18 protein-coding genes are annotated in these 17,871 nt (G+C 69.2%); 7 read left to right on the top strand and 11 right to left on the bottom strand.

Going from position 1 to position 17,871, the window contains the following annotated elements:
• Positions 1-59 precede the first annotated feature (59 nt).
• Together FG154_RS04870 and FG154_RS04865 are read right to left on the bottom strand one after the other, a co-directional pair.
• A complete protein-coding gene (locus FG154_RS04870) occupies positions 60-1,094 on the bottom strand; it encodes an MBL fold metallo-hydrolase (RefSeq protein WP_145104840.1) in 1,035 nt (344 codons plus the stop codon).
• Entirely contained in the window at positions 1,091-2,779 is a 1,689-nt protein-coding gene (locus tag FG154_RS04865) for an acyl-CoA dehydrogenase (protein WP_145104838.1), read from the bottom strand. The genes FG154_RS04870 and FG154_RS04865 overlap by 4 nt, the downstream gene beginning before the upstream one ends.
• 108 nt (positions 2,780-2,887) lie before the next feature.
• Between FG154_RS04865 and FG154_RS04860 the strand changes: the two genes are divergently transcribed.
• Positions 2,888-3,826 (top strand): L-threonylcarbamoyladenylate synthase, encoded by a 939-nt coding sequence (locus tag FG154_RS04860; RefSeq protein WP_145104836.1) that lies wholly within the window; start codon positions 2,888-2,890, stop codon positions 3,824-3,826.
• A 6-nt stretch (positions 3,827-3,832) separates the two neighbouring features.
• On the opposite strand, the gene FG154_RS04855 is transcribed toward FG154_RS04860, so the two are convergent.
• Positions 3,833-4,411 carry a DNA-3-methyladenine glycosylase I gene (locus FG154_RS04855; RefSeq protein WP_145104834.1) on the bottom strand — a complete coding sequence of 193 codons (579 nt, stop codon included), beginning with the start codon at positions 4,409-4,411 and terminating at the stop codon, positions 3,833-3,835.
• A gap of 90 nt (positions 4,412-4,501) precedes the next feature.
• Here FG154_RS04855 and FG154_RS04850 point away from each other — a divergent pair, with 90 nt between their 5' ends.
• The 3 genes from FG154_RS04850 to phbB all read left to right on the top strand — a co-directional run bounded on the left by FG154_RS04850 (position 4,502) and on the right by phbB (position 7,462).
• Entirely contained in the window at positions 4,502-5,329 is an 828-nt protein-coding gene (locus FG154_RS04850) for an EAL domain-containing protein (RefSeq protein WP_145104832.1), read from the top strand.
• A gap of 133 nt (positions 5,330-5,462) precedes the next feature.
• A complete protein-coding gene (locus FG154_RS04845) occupies positions 5,463-6,638 on the top strand; it encodes an acetyl-CoA C-acetyltransferase (protein ID WP_145104830.1) in 1,176 nt (391 codons plus the stop codon).
• Between the two features lie 98 nt (positions 6,639-6,736).
• Positions 6,737-7,462 (top strand): beta-ketoacyl-ACP reductase, encoded by a 726-nt coding sequence (gene phbB, locus FG154_RS04840; RefSeq protein WP_145104828.1) that lies wholly within the window; start codon positions 6,737-6,739, stop codon positions 7,460-7,462.
• 138 nt (positions 7,463-7,600) lie between these two features.
• Here phbB and FG154_RS04835 read toward each other — a convergent pair whose 3' ends face one another.
• The 3 genes from FG154_RS04835 to FG154_RS04825 all read right to left on the bottom strand — a co-directional run bounded on the left by FG154_RS04835 (position 7,601) and on the right by FG154_RS04825 (position 8,846).
• Positions 7,601-7,771: a YdcH family protein gene (locus tag FG154_RS04835; protein WP_145104826.1), complete on the bottom strand. Its 171-nt coding sequence runs from the start codon at positions 7,769-7,771 to the stop codon at positions 7,601-7,603.
• Between the two features lie 98 nt (positions 7,772-7,869).
• The gene (locus tag FG154_RS04830; protein WP_145104824.1) at positions 7,870-8,631 is read right to left on the bottom strand and encodes a tRNA1(Val) (adenine(37)-N6)-methyltransferase; all 762 of its coding nucleotides are present in this window, start codon (positions 8,629-8,631) and stop codon (positions 7,870-7,872) included.
• Positions 8,631-8,846 (bottom strand): putative signal transducing protein, encoded by a 216-nt coding sequence (locus FG154_RS04825; protein WP_145104822.1) that lies wholly within the window; start codon positions 8,844-8,846, stop codon positions 8,631-8,633. Before FG154_RS04825 ends, FG154_RS04830 begins: the two co-directional genes overlap by 1 nt.
• Positions 8,847-8,900: 54 nt before the next feature.
• On the opposite strand from FG154_RS04825, the gene FG154_RS04820 reads away from it, so the two are divergent.
• A complete protein-coding gene (locus FG154_RS04820) occupies positions 8,901-9,902 on the top strand; it encodes a polyprenyl synthetase family protein (RefSeq protein ID WP_145104820.1) in 1,002 nt (333 codons plus the stop codon).
• Between the two features lie 50 nt (positions 9,903-9,952).
• Here FG154_RS04820 and FG154_RS04815 read toward each other — a convergent pair whose 3' ends face one another.
• The 3 genes from FG154_RS04815 to FG154_RS04805 all read right to left on the bottom strand — a co-directional run bounded on the left by FG154_RS04815 (position 9,953) and on the right by FG154_RS04805 (position 14,237).
• Positions 9,953-10,789: a 4-(cytidine 5'-diphospho)-2-C-methyl-D-erythritol kinase gene (locus FG154_RS04815; protein WP_145104818.1), complete on the bottom strand. Its 837-nt coding sequence runs from the start codon at positions 10,787-10,789 to the stop codon at positions 9,953-9,955.
• A complete protein-coding gene (locus FG154_RS04810) occupies positions 10,782-12,482 on the bottom strand; it encodes a tetratricopeptide repeat protein (RefSeq protein ID WP_145104816.1) in 1,701 nt (566 codons plus the stop codon). Before FG154_RS04810 ends, FG154_RS04815 begins: the two co-directional genes overlap by 8 nt.
• 99 nt (positions 12,483-12,581) lie before the next feature.
• Positions 12,582-14,237, bottom strand: coding sequence for an electron transfer flavoprotein-ubiquinone oxidoreductase (locus tag FG154_RS04805; protein ID WP_145104814.1), 1,656 nt, complete (start codon positions 14,235-14,237; stop codon positions 12,582-12,584).
• A gap of 288 nt (positions 14,238-14,525) precedes the next feature.
• Between FG154_RS04805 and greA the strand changes: the two genes are divergently transcribed.
• A complete protein-coding gene (greA, locus tag FG154_RS04795) occupies positions 14,526-14,996 on the top strand; it encodes a transcription elongation factor GreA (protein ID WP_011909432.1) in 471 nt (156 codons plus the stop codon).
• A 10-nt stretch (positions 14,997-15,006) separates the two neighbouring features.
• Positions 15,007-15,963 (top strand): hypothetical protein, encoded by a 957-nt coding sequence (locus tag FG154_RS04790; protein ID WP_145104810.1) that lies wholly within the window; start codon positions 15,007-15,009, stop codon positions 15,961-15,963.
• Positions 15,964-15,967: 4 nt separating this feature from the next.
• Here FG154_RS04790 and FG154_RS04785 read toward each other — a convergent pair whose 3' ends face one another.
• A complete protein-coding gene (locus FG154_RS04785) occupies positions 15,968-17,152 on the bottom strand; it encodes a PQQ-dependent sugar dehydrogenase (RefSeq protein WP_145104808.1) in 1,185 nt (394 codons plus the stop codon).
• A 103-nt stretch (positions 17,153-17,255) separates the two neighbouring features.
• Complete coding sequence (locus FG154_RS04780) at positions 17,256-17,843, bottom strand: Hint domain-containing protein (protein WP_145104806.1); 588 nt, start codon at positions 17,841-17,843, stop codon at positions 17,256-17,258.
• Positions 17,844-17,871 lie beyond the last annotated feature (28 nt).

Here is a 17,871-nt window from a genome sequence, read left to right as displayed (position 1 = left end):
TCCGACTTCCTCGCTTCTGTCACGCGGTTCGGGCCCTGGGGCGGCGGATCGGACGGCGGTCAGTTCCCCGCCCGCTGCCAGATCCACGCGCCGTCCGGCCCGCGCCTGCGCACCGCCTCTCCGCGGTGCCAGAGGTGGTTCAGATGCGCCACCGCCTCGACCAGCCCCATCCCGTAGGCGGTGCCGGTGAGCTCGCGCCCGAACAACGGCACAAAACACTGAACGGCCGTCCGAGGTTCCACGAGATGCGCGCGCAGCCGGTCGAGCGCGCCCTCGTGGTTCTCGATCATCTGGCGCAGGCGGAGCGGCAGGCCCGTGAAGGGCAGCTTGTGACCGGGCAGGACCAGATGCCGCGACTCCGCATGCGTCTGGAAGGCCCGGCAGGAATCGAGCCAGTCGGCCAGCGGATCGGCCTCGGGCTCGGAGGCATAGACCCCGATGTTGGCCGAGATCCCCGGCAGAAGCTGGTCGCCGCCCAGCACGAGATCGTCGTCGAGGCTCCAGAGCGTGGCATGTTCGGGCGCGTGGCCGTGCCCGATCCGCACCCGCCAGCGCCGCCCGCCCGCCACGAGTTCCGAGCCTTCGACGATGCGGGTGAAGCCCAGCGGCAGCGGCGCCACCATGTCGGAGAAGTTGAAGGGACGCTCGGCCGCGCGCTCGGCCAGCATGGCGGGCGGCATGCCTGCGCCGCGCCAGAAATCCAGCGTCTCGGCCGCGGGCACCGGCTGCACATCCAGCACCAGCATCCGCGCGTAAAGCCACGAGGTGCGGGTCGTCACAAGCTCGGCCCCCATCGACTGGAACCAGCCGGCGAGGCCCACATGATCGGGATGGTAATGGGTCACGATCACCCGCCGGACCGGCCGCCCGCCCAGCGGCCCCGCCATCAGGCGTTCCCAGATCGCGCGGCCCCGCCGGCTGTCGAAGCCGGTATCCACCAGCGTCCAGCCGTCGCCATCATCCAGCGCAAAGACATTCACATGGTCGAGTTGCATCGGCAGCGGCAGGCGCAGCCAGAACACCCCCTCGGCCAGCGGAATGGCGGCGCCCTCTTCGGGAGGGTTTCCGAAGGGCGTGCGGATCTGGCAGGTCACGCCGCAAGATCCTCGGGCGAGAGCGCGTAGAGACCCGCCGCCCCCTCGCGCACCTGCGCCAGCAGCGCCGCATGTTCGGGCAGAAGCCTGCGGATCGCCACCCGCGCCAGCGGCTCGCGCGCGGGATCGGCCACGGCGGCGGTCAGGTGATAATGCGCGCCCAGCACGCGGGCGAAGGCGCGCAGGTAGGGGACCGCGCCGGCGAAACGGTCCTGCATCTCCTGCCCCACCAGCAGTTCGGTCGCCTCGCGCAGCGCCTCGGTCGCGGCCCAGACATCGTTGGCAAGCTCCGGCCGCGTGTGGCGCGCGGTCTCGGCCGCGTCCTCGATCTCCTGCAGCAGGCGGAAGGCGGCCTCGCCGCCGTCCATCATCTTGCGCCCCACGAGGTCCATCGCCTGGATGCCGTTCGTGCCCTCGTAGATCGCCGTCACCCGCACGTCGCGCAGGAACTGCGCCGCGCCGGTGCCCTCGATGAACCCCGTGCCGCCGTGGACCTGCACGCCCATCGAGGCGACCTCGATCCCCACGTCGGTGCCGTAGGCCTTGGCGATCGGCGTCAGCAGCGCCGCCCGCGCCTGCCACTCGACCTGACCCGTCGCGCGGCCCATGTCGATCGCCACCGCACAGGCCAGCGCGATGGCGCGGGCCGAGAAGGTCTCGGCGCGCATCACCGCCAGCATCCGCCGCACGTCGGCGTGGCCGATGATGGTGCCCTGCCCGCCCTGCCGCCGCTCCATCGCGTAGGCCACGGCGGCCTGAGTCGCGGCCTCGGCCACGCCCACGCCTTGCGCCCCCACTCCCAGGCGGGCGTTGTTCATCATGGTGAACATGGCGGCCATCCCCTTGTGCGGCGCCCCCACCAGCCAACCCTTCGCTTCGGCGTAGTCCATCACCGCCGTGGGCGAGCCATGCAGGCCCAGCTTCTCCTCGAGGCTCACCACCGAGACCGCGTTGCGGGGCCCCGGATTGCCGTCAGCGTCGGGCAGGAATTTCGGCACGAGGAAGAGGCTGATCCCGCGCGTGCCGGGCTCGGCGTCCGGCAGGCGCGCCAGCACCAGATGGCAGACGTTCGCGTTGAAGTCGGTGTCGCCCCAGGTGATGTAGATCTTCTGGCCGGTGATCGCATAGGTCCCGTCCGCCAGCGGCTCCGCCCGCGTCCGAACGGCCCCCACGTCCGAGCCCGCCTGCGGCTCGGTCAGGTTCATGGTGCCGCTCCACTCGCCCGAGATGAGTTTCGGCAGATAGAGCGCCTTCAGCTCGTCCGAGGCGTGGTGCTCGAGCGCCTCGATCTGGCCCTGCGTCAGCAGCGGGTTCAGCTGCAGCGACAGGCAGGCCGCCGACATCATCTCGTTCACCGCCGTCGTCACCGTCATGGGCAGGCCCATCCCGCCGTGCGCGGGATCGGCCGCGATGCCGACCCAGCCGCCCTCGGCGATGGCGCGGTAGCCCTCGGCGTAGCCCGGTGAGGTGCGCACGACCCCGTTCTCGAGCCGCGCGGGATGCATGTCGCCCGGCCGCTGCAGCGGCGCCAGCACCTCCTCGCAGAGCTTGCCCGCCTCGGTCAGCACCGCCTCGACCGTTTCGGGCGTCGCCTCGGCAAACCGCTCCGTCGCGGCCACCTGATCGAGGCCGACCACATGGCCCAGAAGGAAGCGGTAGTCTGCCAGGGGGGCGCGATAGGGCATTGGGTCCTCCGGGAGGGGCTGCCTTGGCAAAGGCGCCGGACGGGTCTAAGTCAGCCCGAAGCCTACCTTACGCGCCTCCATCCTCAAGCTCGAACGCTGCGTCACGCGATGATTGACACCCGCCTTCTGCCCGCCACGCCCGAAGGTGTGGCCGAAGCCGCCCGGATCCTGGCCGGGGGCGGGCTCGTGGCGCTGCCGACCGAGACGGTCTATGGCCTCGCGGGCGATGCGCGCAACGACCGGGCCGTGGCGCGCATCTTCGAGGCGAAGGGCCGGCCGCAGTTCAACCCGCTGATCGTCCATGTGCCGGATCTGGAGGCCGCCCGCCGTTACGCCCGGTTCGACCCCGAGGCGCTGCGGCTGGCCGGGACCTTCTGGCCCGGCCCCCTGACCCTCGTCCTGCCGCTCGAGGGCGAGCCGGTCTCGCCCCTCGTGTCCGCGGGCCTTCCGACGGTGGCGATCCGGGTGCCCGCCCACCCGCTTGCCCAGCGGCTGATGCGCGCCTTCGGGGGCCCGCTGGCCGCGCCCTCGGCCAACCCGTCGGGCCGCGTCAGCCCCACCCGTCCCGAACATGTGCTGGAAGGGCTGGCCGGGCGGATCGAGGCCGTGCTCGACGGCGGCGCCTGCGAGGTGGGGGTGGAATCGACCATCGTCGCGCCGGGGGACCCGCCGCTCCTGCTCCGGCCCGGGGGGCTGCCCGTCGAGGCGCTCGAGGACTGCACCGGCCAGCCGCTGATGACGGGCGGCGATGCCGAGCGTCCATCGGCCCCGGGCCAGCTCTCCTCGCACTATGCGCCCGACGCGCCCGTGCGGCTGGGCGCGACCGAAGCCGGGCCGGACGAAACCTGGATCGGCTTCGGGCGCACGGGCGGTCCGCTGAACCTCTCGCCCGGCGGCGACCTCGTCGAGGCGGCGGCCAACCTCTTCCATCTCTTGCGGCAGGCCGACCGGCTGGGCCGGCCGATCGCCGTCGCCCCGGTGCCCGAGCGGGGGCTGGGCCGCGCGATCAACGACCGGCTGCGCCGGGCGGCCTCGCCGCGTCCCTGACGCCCTTCAGGCCTCGGCCAGCCGGGCGCAGCGGTCATGCGCCGCGCAACTCACGAGATGGTCGTTCACCATGCCGGTGGCCTGCATGAAGGCATAGGTGATGGTCGCCCCGCAGAACCGGAAGCCGTTGGCCCTCAGCTCCTTCGACATGGCGCGCGCGGCGGCCGTCTCGGTCGGGATCTCGGCCATGGTGGCGAAACGGTTCTGCACCGGCCGCCCGTCCACATGCTTCCAGAGGAAGTCCGAGAACCCCGTCTTCTCTTCGACCGCAAGAAAGGCGCGGGCGTTGCCGATGGTGGCCTCGATCTTGCCACGATGGCGCACGATGCCCGCATCGCCCAGCAGCCGCGCCACCTCGGCCTCGCCCCAGGAGGCGATCGTGAGAGGATCGAACCCTTCGAAGGCGTCTCGGAACGCCTCTCTTTTTCTCAGAATGGTAATCCACGCGAGGCCCGCCTGAAAGCCGTCGAGGATGAGTTTCTCCCAAAGCGCGCGGGAGTTCCACTCGGGAACGCCCCATTCCGTGTCATGATAGGCGGTGTAAAGCGGATCCTGTCCGCACCAGGGGCAGCGTATGGGGTTCATATCCGAATGATAGAATTGGGTGTCTGAACGTTTCCTTTACGGTTGTGGCTGCAATCTGTCATCGGATTTCGCATGGGGTTGGGCGCCGGGATGACACAGGAACGCAAGCTGGATGCGGCTTCGCCGGGCGAACCGCTTGATCTCGCAACGGACGAGATCGAGAGGCACACCCTGCGGATGGTGGAACAGGCCCTGCGGGCCGACCGGCTCATGATGGCCTGGCAGCCCGTCGTGGTGGCGTCCGAGCCGGCACGCGCCGTCTTTCACGAAGGGCTGATCCGGGTTCTGGACGAGACGGGCCGCATCGTCCCGGCTCGCGACTTCATGTCGGCCGTCGAGACGCTGGAACTCGGTCGGCTCATCGACTGCGCGTCGCTCGAGAGGGGTCTGGCCGTCCTCGCGCGCAATCCGGCGCTCAGGCTCTCGGTCAACATGTCGGCGCGCTCGATCGGCCACACCCGCTGGATGCAGATCCTGCAGGGCGCCCTGCGCGCCGAGCCGAGCCTCGGGCCGCGGCTGATCCTGGAGATCACGGAAAGCTCGGCCATGCAGGTGCCAGAGCTTGTCGTGCCCTTCATGGACGAGTTGCAGCGCGCAGGCATCGCGTTCGCCCTCGACGACTTCGGGGCAGGCTTCACCGCCTTCCGCTATCTCAAGGACTTCTTCTTCGACATCATCAAGATCGACGGCCAGTTCATCCGCAACATCCACCGCGATCCCGACAACCAGGTGCTGACCCTGGCCATGCTGTCGGTCGGGCGGCACTTCGACATGCTCACGGTGGCCGAATCCGTCGAAACCGCCGAGGAGGCCGAGTGGCTCCGCGCGGCCGGTGTGGATGGCCTGCAGGGCTACCTCTTCGGCAGACCCTGCACCCAGCCTGCGTGGGCGCCCGCGGGCACGCGCCTGATCGCCTGACCCCCGCCCCGGCCGGTCCTTGGCGCCCGGCAGCGCAAACATCTTGCGCAATGGCCCTCCGGTGCTTACCCGTTTTCTGCACAGCGGCGGAGAATGCCCTCTGCCGACACCGGCTCAAGGGAGAGGATAGGACATGACCAACGTGGTAATCGTGTCGGCGGCGCGCACGGCCGTCGGCAGCTTCAACGGAGCCTTCGCCAACACGCCGGCCCATGATCTCGGCGCCGCCGTGATCGAGGCCGTGGTCGCCCGCGCCGGTATCGACAAGTCCGAAGTGAGCGAGACGATCCTCGGCCAGGTGCTGACGGCCGGCCAGGGCCAGAACCCGGCCCGTCAGGCCCACATCAAGGCCGGCCTGCCGCAAGAGAGCGCGGCCTGGAGCATCAACCAGGTCTGCGGTTCGGGTCTGCGCGCGGTGGCGCTGGCCGCCCAGCATGTGCAGCTTGGCGACGCCTCGATCGTCGTGGCGGGCGGGCAGGAGAACATGAGCCTCTCGCCCCATGTCGCGCATCTGCGCGCCGGCCAGAAGATGGGGGATCTGAACTTCATCGACTCGATGATCAAGGACGGGCTGTGGGACGCCTTCAACGGCTATCACATGGGCCAGACCGCCGAGAACGTCGCCGCGAAATGGCAGATCAGCCGCGACATGCAGGATGAGTTCGCGCTGGCCAGCCAGAACAAGGCCGAGGCCGCCCAGAAGGCGGGCAAGTTCGCCGACGAGATCGTGGCCTTCACCATCAAGACCCGCAAGGGCGACGTGACGGTGGACGCCGACGAATACATCCGCCACGGCGCGACGCTCGACGGGATGACCAAGCTGCGCCCCGCCTTCATCAAGGACGGCACCGTGACCGCGGCCAACGCCTCGGGCATCAACGACGGCGCGGCCGCCGTGCTGGTGATGAGCGCCGACGAGGCCGAGAAGCGGGGCCTGACGCCGCTGGCCCGCATCGCCTCGTACGCCACGGCGGGGCTTGATCCGTCGATCATGGGCGTGGGCCCGATCCACGCCAGCCGCAAGGCGCTGGAGAAGGCGGGCTGGAAGGTCGGCGACCTCGATCTGGTCGAGGCCAACGAGGCCTTCGCCGCGCAGGCCTGTGCGGTGAACAAGGACATGGGCTGGGATCCGTCCATCGTGAACGTGAACGGCGGCGCCATCGCCATCGGTCACCCGATCGGCGCGAGCGGTGCGCGCGTGCTGAACACGCTCCTGTTCGAGATGAAGCGGCGCGACGCCAGGAAGGGCCTCGCCACGCTCTGCATCGGCGGCGGCATGGGCGTCGCCATGTGCCTCGAACGCCCCTGATCCCTTCGCAGATGCAGAAAACGGAGGCGCAATTTAATTGCGTCTCTGAGCTTCAAACGATAACAGTCTTTCACGGGCAGATCTGCTGAGGAGGAATCATGTCGAAAGTCGCTCTGGTTACCGGGGGTTCGCGGGGGATTGGTGCCGCCATCTCGCTCGCTCTGAAGAACGCGGGCTACACCGTCGCCGCGAACTACGCGGGCAATGACGAGGCCGCGCAGAAGTTCACCGCCGAAACCGGCATCAAGACCTACAAGTGGTCGGTGGCCGATTACGACGCCTGCGCCGAGGGCATCGCCAAGGTCGAGGCCGAGCTCGGGCCCGTTGCGGTTCTAGTGAACAACGCCGGGATCACGCGCGACTCGATGTTCCACAAGATGACGCGCGAGCAGTGGAAAGAGGTGATCGACACCAACCTCTCGGGCCTCTTCAACATGACCCATCCGGTCTGGTCCGGCATGCGCGACCGCAAGTTCGGCCGGATCATCAACATCTCGTCGATCAACGGGCAGAAGGGTCAGGCCGGCCAGGCCAACTATTCGGCCGCCAAGGCCGGCGACCTCGGCTTCACCAAGGCGCTGGCGCAGGAAGGCGCGCGTGCCGGGATCACCGTCAACGCGATCTGCCCGGGCTACATCGGGACCGAGATGGTCCGCGCCATCGACGAGAAGGTGCTGAACGAGCGCATCATTCCGCAGATCCCGGTGGGTCGCCTCGGCGAGCCCGAGGAGATCGCCCGCTGCGTGGTCTTCCTGGCCTCGGACGATGCGGGCTTCATCACCGGCTCGACCATCACGGCCAACGGCGGCCAGTATTTCACCTGAGCCCGCCGCAGAACGGCGCAAGCCGCGCAGGTCCTCCTGCGCGGCTTTTCATTTCCTCAGGTCGGGATCAACCGGCGGCTGAAGCACCCCGCGCCGGAGGGGAAAGGGGCACCGGACCCGAAGACCGGCGCCACGCACTCAGCACGCCTGCGACAGACGGGAGATTTCCTCTTTAAGCTTCAGCTTCTGTTTCTTCATCTCGGAGATCTTCAGGGCGTCGATGGCGGGGTTTCGCTGGGCTTTCTCCACGCTTTCCGACAGAGTCTCGTGCCTGCGGCGCAGTTCCTGCAGATGCGAAGCGACAGTCATTCTCGTCCTCCTGTGCATGATCCGAGTGTCATGAGTTCATCACAAAGGACGAGTCGTGTCACGCGAACTCGGGCCTCTTGGCGGATCCTCGCAACCGCTCAGATCAACCTGAACGGGAAATCGCCTCCGTTGCGCAGGATATGGGCGGCCGCGGGGGTAAAGCTCTCGCCATCGCCGTCATGGCAGGCACCTTCGTGCAGCAGGAAGGGGGGCAACAGGCGGAACGGGGCCCTGCCGCCCTTGCGGGATTGAAGGATCACCCTTTTCGCCGTGCGCCCCTCGCGTGCCTGCAACGGCAGCACGGCGGTTGAGCCCATGCGCGCATCGAGGGCCGAGAGCGCATCCGGCAGGCGATCAGCCCCGAAGATGAGCGACAGAATGCCGCGGGGGGCCAGCCGGCGCACCGCCGCCTCGATCCAGAGCGCAAGCGGCGTCTCTTCGCGCATCGCGCGCTCGCGGCCGGGGTCGGCGGCCCCGGTGCCGCCGCCCGCGGGGTAGTAGGGCGGGTTCGCGATCACATGGTCGAAGCTGCGGCGCAGGACGGGCGGCATCGCCGCCAGATCGCCCTCGACCACCTCGAGCGCCACGCCGTTGCGCGCAGCGTTCCCGCGCGCCAATTCGGCATAGGCGGGCTGCACCTCCAGCCCCGCAAGGCGCAGGCCGGGCACGCGGGCAGCAAGACAGAGGCTCGCCACCCCTGCCCCGCAGCCAAGCTCCAGCACGCTCTGCCCCGGCCGGGCCGGCACCGCGGCGGCCAGGAATACCGGATCGGTCGCCGCCCGATAGCCGCGCCGGGGCTGCAGCACCCTCAGGCGCCCGCCGAGGAATCCGTCGTCGGTCAACTCGTCCGGGGCGAACATCAGGGGGTCGTGGGGATGCCGTTGTCGGCCATCACGCGGCAGGCCCGGGCCCAGTCTTCCTCCGGGACAAACAGCCGCCGCGGCAATATGCCGATCGAGCCTTCGAGGACGCTCATGTGGACGTCCACGGGAAAGGCGTCTATATCCTCGCCCTGAAGGAGCGCGGTGGCGAAGGCGATGATCGTCGGATCGGTCGAGCGTAACAGTTCCTTCATGTTGGGAACATTGTCGGCAACGCTTCAATTTGTCGAGCAGGTTGCAGGATCGGGATGGGATTGGACGAGGTTTCGCAAAAGCCGCATGAACGGCTCGCAGCGTGGCTGGCCGGGGACATGGCCGCCGTCAACGGGCTGATCCGCGAACGGATGGCCTCGAAGCACGCGCCCCGCATCCCCGAGGTGACGGCGCATCTGGTGGAGGCCGGCGGCAAGCGGCTGCGGCCGCTGCTGACGCTGGCCGCCGCGCGGATGTGCGGCTATGACGGCCCCTATCACGTCCATCTGGCGGCGACGGTCGAGTTCATCCACACGGCGACGCTCCTGCATGACGACGTGGTGGACGAAAGCCACCGCCGGCGCGGCAAGCCCACGGCCAACCTCCTGTGGGACAACAAGTCCTCGGTGCTGGTCGGCGACTATCTGTTTGCGCGCAGCTTCCAGCTGATGGTCGAGACCGGCTCGCTTCGGGTCATGGACATCCTCGCCAATGCCTCGGCCACGATCTCGGAAGGCGAGGTTCTGCAGCTGACCGCGGCGCAGGACCTGCGCACGACCGAGGACATCTACCTGCAGGTGGTGCGCGGCAAGACGGCGGCGCTGTTCGCCGCGGCGACCGAGGTCGGCGGCGTGGTCGCGGGCGTGCCCGAGGCGCAGGTTGCGGCGCTTCACGCCTATGGCGACGCGCTGGGGATCGCCTTCCAGATCGTCGATGACCTGCTCGACTACGGCGGCGCGGATGCCCAGATCGGCAAGAACACCGGCGACGACTTCCGCGAGCGCAAGCTGACCCTGCCCGTCATCAAGGCCGTGGCCAAGGCCGATGCCGAAGAGCGCGCCTTCTGGCAGCGCGTGATCGAGAAGGGCGACCAGCGCGAGGGCGATCTTGCGCAGGCCCATGCGATCATGGCGCGGCACGGCGCGATGGAGGCCGCGCGGCAGGACGCGCTGCATTGGGTCGCGGTGGCGCGCGAGTCGCTCACGCAGCTGCCCGAGCATCCGTTGCGCGACATGCTGCACGACCTTGCGGAGTTCGTGGTCGAGCGCATCGCCTGACCGACGGCGCTGGCCGCAGACCGCAAAGGCGCCCCTCGGGGCGCCTTTTTTCAGCCCATCATGCGTGCGGGCTCGATCCACCAGCCCGGATGCGCGGCCCGCAGCGCCTCGGCCGCGGCACGGGCCGGGCGCTCCTCGGCAAAGAGGCCGAAGCAGGTGGCGCCGGAGCCCGACATGCGCGCGATCAGGCAGCCGGGCTCGGCCGCCAGCGCGGCACCGGTCTCGGCGACCTCGGGGGCCAGCGCGATGGCCGGCGCCTCGAGGTCGTTGCGCATGGCCGCGAGGAAGGCCGCAAGCTCTTCGGCGGAACCCCAGCCGGGCAGTCTCTCGGGCATCGGAGGGTTGTCCCGGCGGGCGAGGGCCTTGAAGACCGGCGGCGTCGGCACCGAAACGCCGGGGTTGGCGAGCACCAGCCAGGCCGGCGGCAGCGACGCCGAGAGCGGCTCGAGGATCTCGCCCACGCCGGCCATGCGCACGGCCCGCCCCTCGAGGCAGACGGGCACATCCGCCCCGAGCCCGAGCACCACACCGGCGTCGGGCAGGGGCAGCTGCCAAAGCTCGGCCAGCGTCTTCAGCGTGGCGGCCGCATCGGCCGACCCTCCCCCAATCCCCGAGGCCACCGGCAGGTGCTTTTCGAGCGTGATCCGCGCGCCCTGCCCGCCCATCGCGCGCGCGGCTCGCAGAACAAGGTTGTCGTCCGAGACCGGCAGGTTCGCGGCCTGCGGGCCCGTGCTGGTCAGGCTGAGCGCCTCGGCCGGCTCGGCCCGCACCCGGTCGCCCACATCGGCAAAGACCACAAGCGAATCGAGGAGATGGTAGCCGTCCGGCCGCTGGCCGGTGACATGCAGGGTCAGGTTGATCTTGGCGCGGGCAAAGGCTTCAGTCATTCGCTCTTACGGCTACGGACAAGGGTTTTGCGCCTTCCTCCGCCAGCAGCGCATCGAGGCCGACCTCGAGCTTGCGGCGGATGCGTTGCGCCTCCTTTTCCTCCGGGTCGAAGGAGAGCGCGCGGCGCCACTGGAAACGGGCCTCGAGCTTGCGCCCGACGGCCCAATAGACATCACCGAGGTGATCGGTGACGATCGGATCGACCGGCTCGAGGAGCGAGGCCTTCTCCATCGGCGCGACCGCCTCCTGATAGCGGCCCAGACGGAAATAGGCCCAGGCGAGGCTGTCGATGATGTAGCCGCTTTCGGGGCGCGCGGCGACGGCGCGCTCGATCATCGAGAGCGCCTCCTCGAGGTTCTCGCCCCGGTCCACGAAGGAATAACCGAGGTAGTTCAGCACCTGCGGCTCATCGGGGTTGAGCGCGAGGGCCTTGCGGAAGTCGGCCTCGGCCTCGGTCCAGTGCGACAGCCGCTCGTGGCAGATGCCGCGGCTGTAGAAGAGCGGCCAGTGCTGCCGCTCGGGCGTGGCGACGCGGGCAATGGCGGCGTCATAGGCCGCCACCGCATCGGCGTAGCGTTCCTCACGGCGCAGCGCATCGCCGAGCGCGAGATGGACCTGCATGAGATCCGACCGGCTGCGCGCGATCGCCTGCAGCACCTCGAGCGCGGCCTCGGTCTTGCCATCGGCCCGGAGCGCCTCGGCGCGGCCGATCTCGGCCACGAAGAACATCGGGTCCGAGGTGGGAATGCGCGCGTAGGTCTCGGAGGCGAGCTGGTGCTGGCCCTGATTGTCGAGGATCTGCGCCGAGAGCAGCAGGGCCTCGGTATGGTCGGGCCGCAGGAAGGTCGCCGTGCGGGCATAGAGCAGGGTCGAGCCGTCATCCACCTCGCCGCTGAGGGCGCCCGCGAGGGTGAAGAAGATCTCGGCCATCCCTTCGGTGGCGTTGCGCGCCACATCGTAAGGCAAGGTCTCGCCGGCCAGAAGGCGCGCCTCGAGCGCGTCGATGCCGGCGTCGGCGTCGGTCCCGAAGCTCCGCTTAAGCATGGCCACCGCATCGGCGTTGCGGTCGAGCTGGCTCAGGATCTGCGCGTGGGCGATCGAGCCCCGGCGCATGACGCGCAGAGCGTTGCCGTCGCGCCCCGAGAGGATCTCGTCCGCGCCCTCGAAGTCGCCCGCCGCGGCCAGCGCAAGCGCCTTGTGATAGAGACCGAAGGCCTGAAGCCCCTGCGCCGTCGCAAGCTCGTCGAAGGCTTCGAGCGCCTCGGACATGCGTCCCGCGCCGAAGGCCGCCCAGGCAAGAGCCAGCCGGTCCACGAGCGGACCGAGCCCGGTCGCATCCGCGGTGAGGATCGCCTGATAGTCTTCGCGGCCCGCGCGGTCCGCAAGCAGCACGAGGGCCGCCGCCTGCGACCCGGCCCCCGCCTCGGTGAGGCGCGAGGCCAGGGGTACGGCCTTGCCCAGCTCGCCCAGCGAAAAGTCCGAGATCAGCGCGCCTTCGATCAGGCTCTGGTTGTTGGGATCGGCCGAGAGGGCGCGCGTGAACCAGTCGGAGGCGGCGCGGTAGTCGCTGCTGGCCGCGGCGACGCGGGCCGCGAGATAGGCCCCTGCATCCTGTTGCTGTCCCTGCGCCGTCACCGGCAGAAGCGCCGCCAGCGCCAGAGCCAGAACCGGCCGCATCAGGATGTTCGCCATCGTCACTCGCCTCCGCTTTCCGGCAACGCTAGTCTTGCCACAGGGGCAAGGCAATGCAGGCAGGGGCGGAACCGCGCTGCTCTCGCAAATGTCAGACGCTCACATGTTGGGATAGTTGGGACCATCCCCGCCCTGCGGCGTCGCCCAGTCGATGTTCTGGCTGGGGTCCTTGATGTCGCAGGTCTTGCAGTGGACGCAGTTCTGGAAGTTGATCACGAAGCGCGGATCGCGTCCGGCCTCGCTCACCACCTCATAGACACCGGCGGGGCAATAGCGTTGCGCGGGCTCTGCGAACTTTGGCAGGTTGACCGCGATCGGCACCGACGGATCGCGGAGCTTGAGATGCGCGGGCTGGCTCTCTTCGTGGTTGGTGAAGGAGAAGGCCACGTTCGTCAGCCGGTCGAAGGACAGGACGCCGTCGGGCTTGGGATAGTCGATCGGCGCGAAGTCCTTGGCGAGCCCGGTGTCGGCGGCATCGCTCTTGTGATGCTTCATCGTGCCGAAGAACGAGAAGTTGAACAGGCTGTTCGTCCACATGTCGAGCCCGCCCAGCGCCATCGAGGCATAGAGCCCGAGATGCGACCAGATCGGCTTGACGTTGCGGACCTTCCAGAGATCCTTGCCGATCGGGCCGGTGCGGACCTGCTGCTCGTAATCCGACAGCTCGTCGCCCTGACGACCGGCCTTGATCGCGGCATGGGCGGCCTCGGCCGCGGCCTTGCCCGACAGCATCGCATTGTGGTTGCCCTTGATGCGCGGCACGTTGACCATGCCCGCCGAGCAGCCCAGGAGCGCGCCGCCCGGAAAGACCATCTTCGGCAGCGACTGGAAGCCGCCCTCCGAGATGGCGCGCGCGCCGTAGGCCACCCGCTTGCCGCCCTTCAGCAGCTCGGCCACCATCGGATGGTGCTTGAACCGCTGGAACTCCTGATAGGGGTAGAGGTGGGGGTTCTCGTAGTTCAGGTGGACGACGAGGCCGATGAAGACCTGATTGTTCTCGGCGTGGTAGATGAACGACCCGCCGCCCGCATTCTTGCCCAGAGGCCAGCCCATCGTGTGCCAGATCCGGCCCGGCTTGTGCTTGGCCGGGTCGATCTCCCAGATCTCCTTCATGCCGAGGCCGTATTTCTGCGGCCCATAGCCATTGCGCAGGTCGAACTTCGCCATCACCTGCTTCGAGAGCGAGCCGCGCACGCCTTCGGCCAGCAGCACATACTTGCCCAGAAGCTCCATCCCCGGCTCGTAGTTCGGGCCGGGCGTGCCGTCGGCGTTCTTGCCGAACTCGCCCGCCACGACGCCGCGAACCTCGCCAGCCTCGCCATGGACCAGCTCCGAGCAGGCCATGCCGGGGAAGATCTCCACCCCCAGCTCCTCGGCCTGCGTGGCCAGCCAGCGGCAGACGTTGCCCATCGACACGACGTAGTTGCCGTGGTTGTCCATCAGCTTGGGCACCGGCCACGAGGGCAGCATGGTCTGGCCCGCGGGGGTGAGGACGAAGAAGTGATCCTCGGTCACCGGCGTGTTCAGCGGCGCGCCCTTTTCCTTCCAGTCGGGAATCAGCGCGTTCAGCCCCACCGGATCGAGCACCGCCCCCGAGAGGATGTGCGCGCCCACCTCGGACCCTTTCTCGAGCAGGACGACAGACAGATCCGGGTCGAGCTGCTTCAGACGGATGGCCGCCGACAGGCCTGCAGGACCGCCCCCCACGATGACGACATCATATTCCATCTGCTCGCGGGGGGTCTGGTCGGTCATCAGGCGATCCTCTGGCGGGCCTTGCGGTCCGGCTGGAAAAGGCTGTTGGGATGGCAGCGGCTGTCAAGACGTCCGTCGTTCCTGCAACATGGATGGCGCAAGGTCAATCGTGACGCGGCGATCCGCCCTCCGCGTCACCGCGACAAATGCTGCGAACGCGCGGTGCTCCGCCCTCGGGGAATTGACCCCCTTGCAATCGTCGCCCCCATCGGATCAGGTGAGGGGAACGCAAGCGCAAGGTCATGGCCCCGCCCGGGCCGTGGCTTTCTGTTTTTCTGGTGAAGGCAGATGGAAAAGATCCCGATGACCCGCGCAGGCTTCGCCGCGCTCGACGACGAACTCAAGCTGCTGAAGACCGTGGAGCGCCCCGCCGTCATCCGCGCGATCGCCGAGGCGCGCGAACACGGCGACCTGTCGGAAAACGCCGAATACCACGCCGCCCGCGAGAAGCAGAGCTTCATCGAAGGCCGCATCAAGGAGCTGGAAGCCCTTCTGTCGCTGGCCGAGGTGATTGATCCGGCCCGGCTGTCGGGCTCGATCAAGTTCGGCGCGACGGTGACGATCCTCGACGAGGAGACCGAGGAGGAGAAGACCTACCAGATCGTCGGCGAGGCCGAGGCCGACATCGAGAACGGTCTGCTCAACATCAAGTCGCCGCTCGCCCGCGCGCTGATCGGCAAGGACGAGGGCGACTCGATCGAGGTCAAGACGCCCGGCGGGGAGCGCGGGTACGAGGTGGTCTCGGTCCGGTTCGTCTGACGAGGGCGCCATGGCCGAGCCGCAGGACAAGCCCGTCGATCTGGGGTTCTACGCCCGCGAGCGGCTGGCCGCGCTCTCGCCGCTCGAGGCGGGCGTGGCGGGCGCGGGCCTGCTCTGGACCTTCTCGGTCGCGCTCCACCTGATCTTCCGCGGCGGGGAGAGCGTCTTCGCCCATGTTCTCGCCATTCTCGCCGTGCTGCTGCCGCTGGTCCTGACGGTGGCGATGGTGCAGTTCCTGCGCATCATCCGCCAGTTGCGGGCCGAGAACGAGCGGATGGCGAGTGCGGTCGATGCGATGCGCAAGGCCCACCTCGTGAGCCAGCAGGGCGGGGCCGCCCGCGTGGCCCTCGAAAAGCGGGTCGAGGAACTGGCCGTGGCGCAGCACCATTTCGAGATGCAGCTGTCCGCGCTCTTCCCGCCCGAGGAGCCTGCCCCGGCTTCGGCCCCGGTTGAGCACCAGCCGGCGCTCGAGCTGGGCGGGCCCCGCAAGCGCGCGGCGCTCACCATGGCCGATCTGGTGCGGGCGATGAACTTCCCCGAGAGCGCCGAGGACCGGGCGGGCTTCCGCGCCCTGCGCCGCGCGCTCGAGGATCCGGCCTCGGCCAAGCTCATCCGCGCGGCGCAGGATGTGCTGACGCTGCTGAGCCAGATCGGCCTCTTCATGGAGGATCTCGCCCCCGACCGGGCCCGCCCCGAGATCTGGCGCCGCTTCGCCGAAGGAGAGCGGGGGCGCGCCATCTCGGATCTGGGTGGCATCCACGACAAGGATGCGCTGGCCTCCGTGACGGGGAAGATGCGCGAGGATCCCGTCTTCCGCGACGCGGCCCACCATTTCCTGCGCGCCTTCGACCGGACGGTGTCGCAGTTCGCCGCCACCGCCAGCGACGGCGACTTAGCCGAGATGGCCGAGACCCGCACCGCCCGCGCCTTCATGCTGATCAGCCGCGCCTCGGGCACCTTCGACTGAGACCTCAGCCCTCCGGCGTGGCGGGCGTCACGCGGAGGATCTCGCCGTCAGCGGCATCGATCAGCAGCAGAAGCTCGCCCTCGGCGGTCTCCTCCACGTCGCGCACACGGCCAACGTCACGCAGCAGGTGCTCCTCTCCGGCCACCCGGTCTCCGTCGATCTCGAGCCGCACGAGCCCGCCGGGGCTGAGCGAGCTGACCAGCAGGTTGCCCTGCCACCCCTCGAACGCCGAGCCCTGGTAGAAGACCATGCCCGCAGGCGCGATCACGGGATCCCAGTAGTAGGCGGGTTCGGTGAAGCCCTCGCCGCGCGGCTCGCCCGTGCCGACGGGCGTGCCGTCATAGTTCACGCCATAGCTCACCTCCGGCCAGCCGTAGTTGGCGCCCGCCTCGATCAGATTGAGCTCGTCTCCGCCCTTGGGGCCGTGCTCGATGATCCAGAGCCGCCCGTCGGGGGCGAAATCGGCGCTCTGGATGTTGCGGTGACCGTAGGTCCAGATCGTCTCGAGCCCCTCGCCCTCGGCGAACGGATTGCCCTCGGGCACCGAGCCGTCCAGCGCGACGCGGATCACCTTGCCGTAGCTTGTGCCCAGATCCTGCGCGCGGTCCCGCTCGGCCTCGATGGAATGTTCGCCCGTGGTGATGAAGGCATGACCCTCGCCGTCAAAGACGATGCGCGAGCCGTAGTGCATGGCGGCCGCCGAAGGAGGCTCCTGCACGAAGATGTCCTCGACCTCGGTCACCTCGGTGAGATCGTCCGAGAGGACGCCGCGGGCGGCGGCCGTGACGGTGCCGCCCTCGACCGACTTGGCGTAGGTCCAGTAGATCCTGCGGTCATTGGCGAAGTCGGGCCCCACGGCCACGTCCAGCAGCCCGCCCTGTCGGCGCGCATCCACCTCGGGCAGGCCCGAGACCGGATCGGACAGGTCGCCGTCGGCCGAGACCACCCTGAGCCGCCCCGGCCGCTCGGTCACCAGCCAACCGCCCTCGGGCAGCGTGGCAATGCCCCAGGGATGTTCCAGCCCGCCGACGAAGCTCCGGGCCTCCACCTCGGTCTCGGGCAGGGCCGGGGCTCGGGTCTGGTTCTCGAACGCCGGCTCGAAGTCGGTACTGGCGGGCCCCTGCTCCACCGGTTGCGCGAGAGCGGTTGCGGGGGCGAGCAGAAGGGCAAGTGGCATCAGGCGCTTCATCGTGACGTCTCCCTGTCGGTTTCGCCCCGGCAACGGGCCGCATCGGGCCGGGTTCCAGCGTCTCACCCGCTCGTGACAGGGCGAACGGCGCGGCGCAGCCGGATCAGGGGCCGGGCACCCCCTGACGTTCGGCCGACGGCCTGCCGCGGAACAGCGGCTCGCAGCCGAAGAGGATGCGACGCCGCGCCGAGGCGCAGAGCAGGTTCTCGACCAGCAGGGCCGCCCCGTCATCGAGCACGAGGCGCGTGGTCGCCACGGGCCTCTCGGGCTGGCGTTGCGTGACACCGCGGCCAGTGACCAATGCCACCGCGGGGACGAGCGCCTCCTGCGGACGCGCGCCCTCCTGCCGACGGCCGGAGAGGACAAGACGTTGATCCGGCAGCACCAGCAGCGCGGCTGACGGCACATCCGGGCCCAGCGCGCCGGCTGCAATCCGAACCGGCCAGAGGCGCGGGTCCCCCAGAAGTTCGGGTTGCAGGACCCGACGCTCCAGCGCCTTGAGCGGCAGGTAGCGCCTTCCGCGGCACCACAGCAGATCCCCCGGACAAAGGGCGCCGACCGCGCGAAGGCCCCGGTCGGTCAGAACCCGCGCCTCATCGGGAAAGAGCCCCTCGGCCTGCGCGGCGGCCTCATCCTCTTCCGGTACCCACCGGAAGGTGAACCTGCGCCCGTTCCAGACCTTTGTGAACATTCCAAGCCTCCGCTTCCGCGGCGAAAGC

Source organism: Cereibacter sediminicola, from assembly GCF_007668225.1.
GTDB classification, from domain to species: Bacteria; Pseudomonadota; Alphaproteobacteria; order Rhodobacterales; family Rhodobacteraceae; genus Cereibacter_A; species Cereibacter_A azotoformans.
The sequence above is the reverse complement of the archived record's forward strand: the minus strand, read 5'-3'. Positions and strand labels throughout refer to the sequence as shown.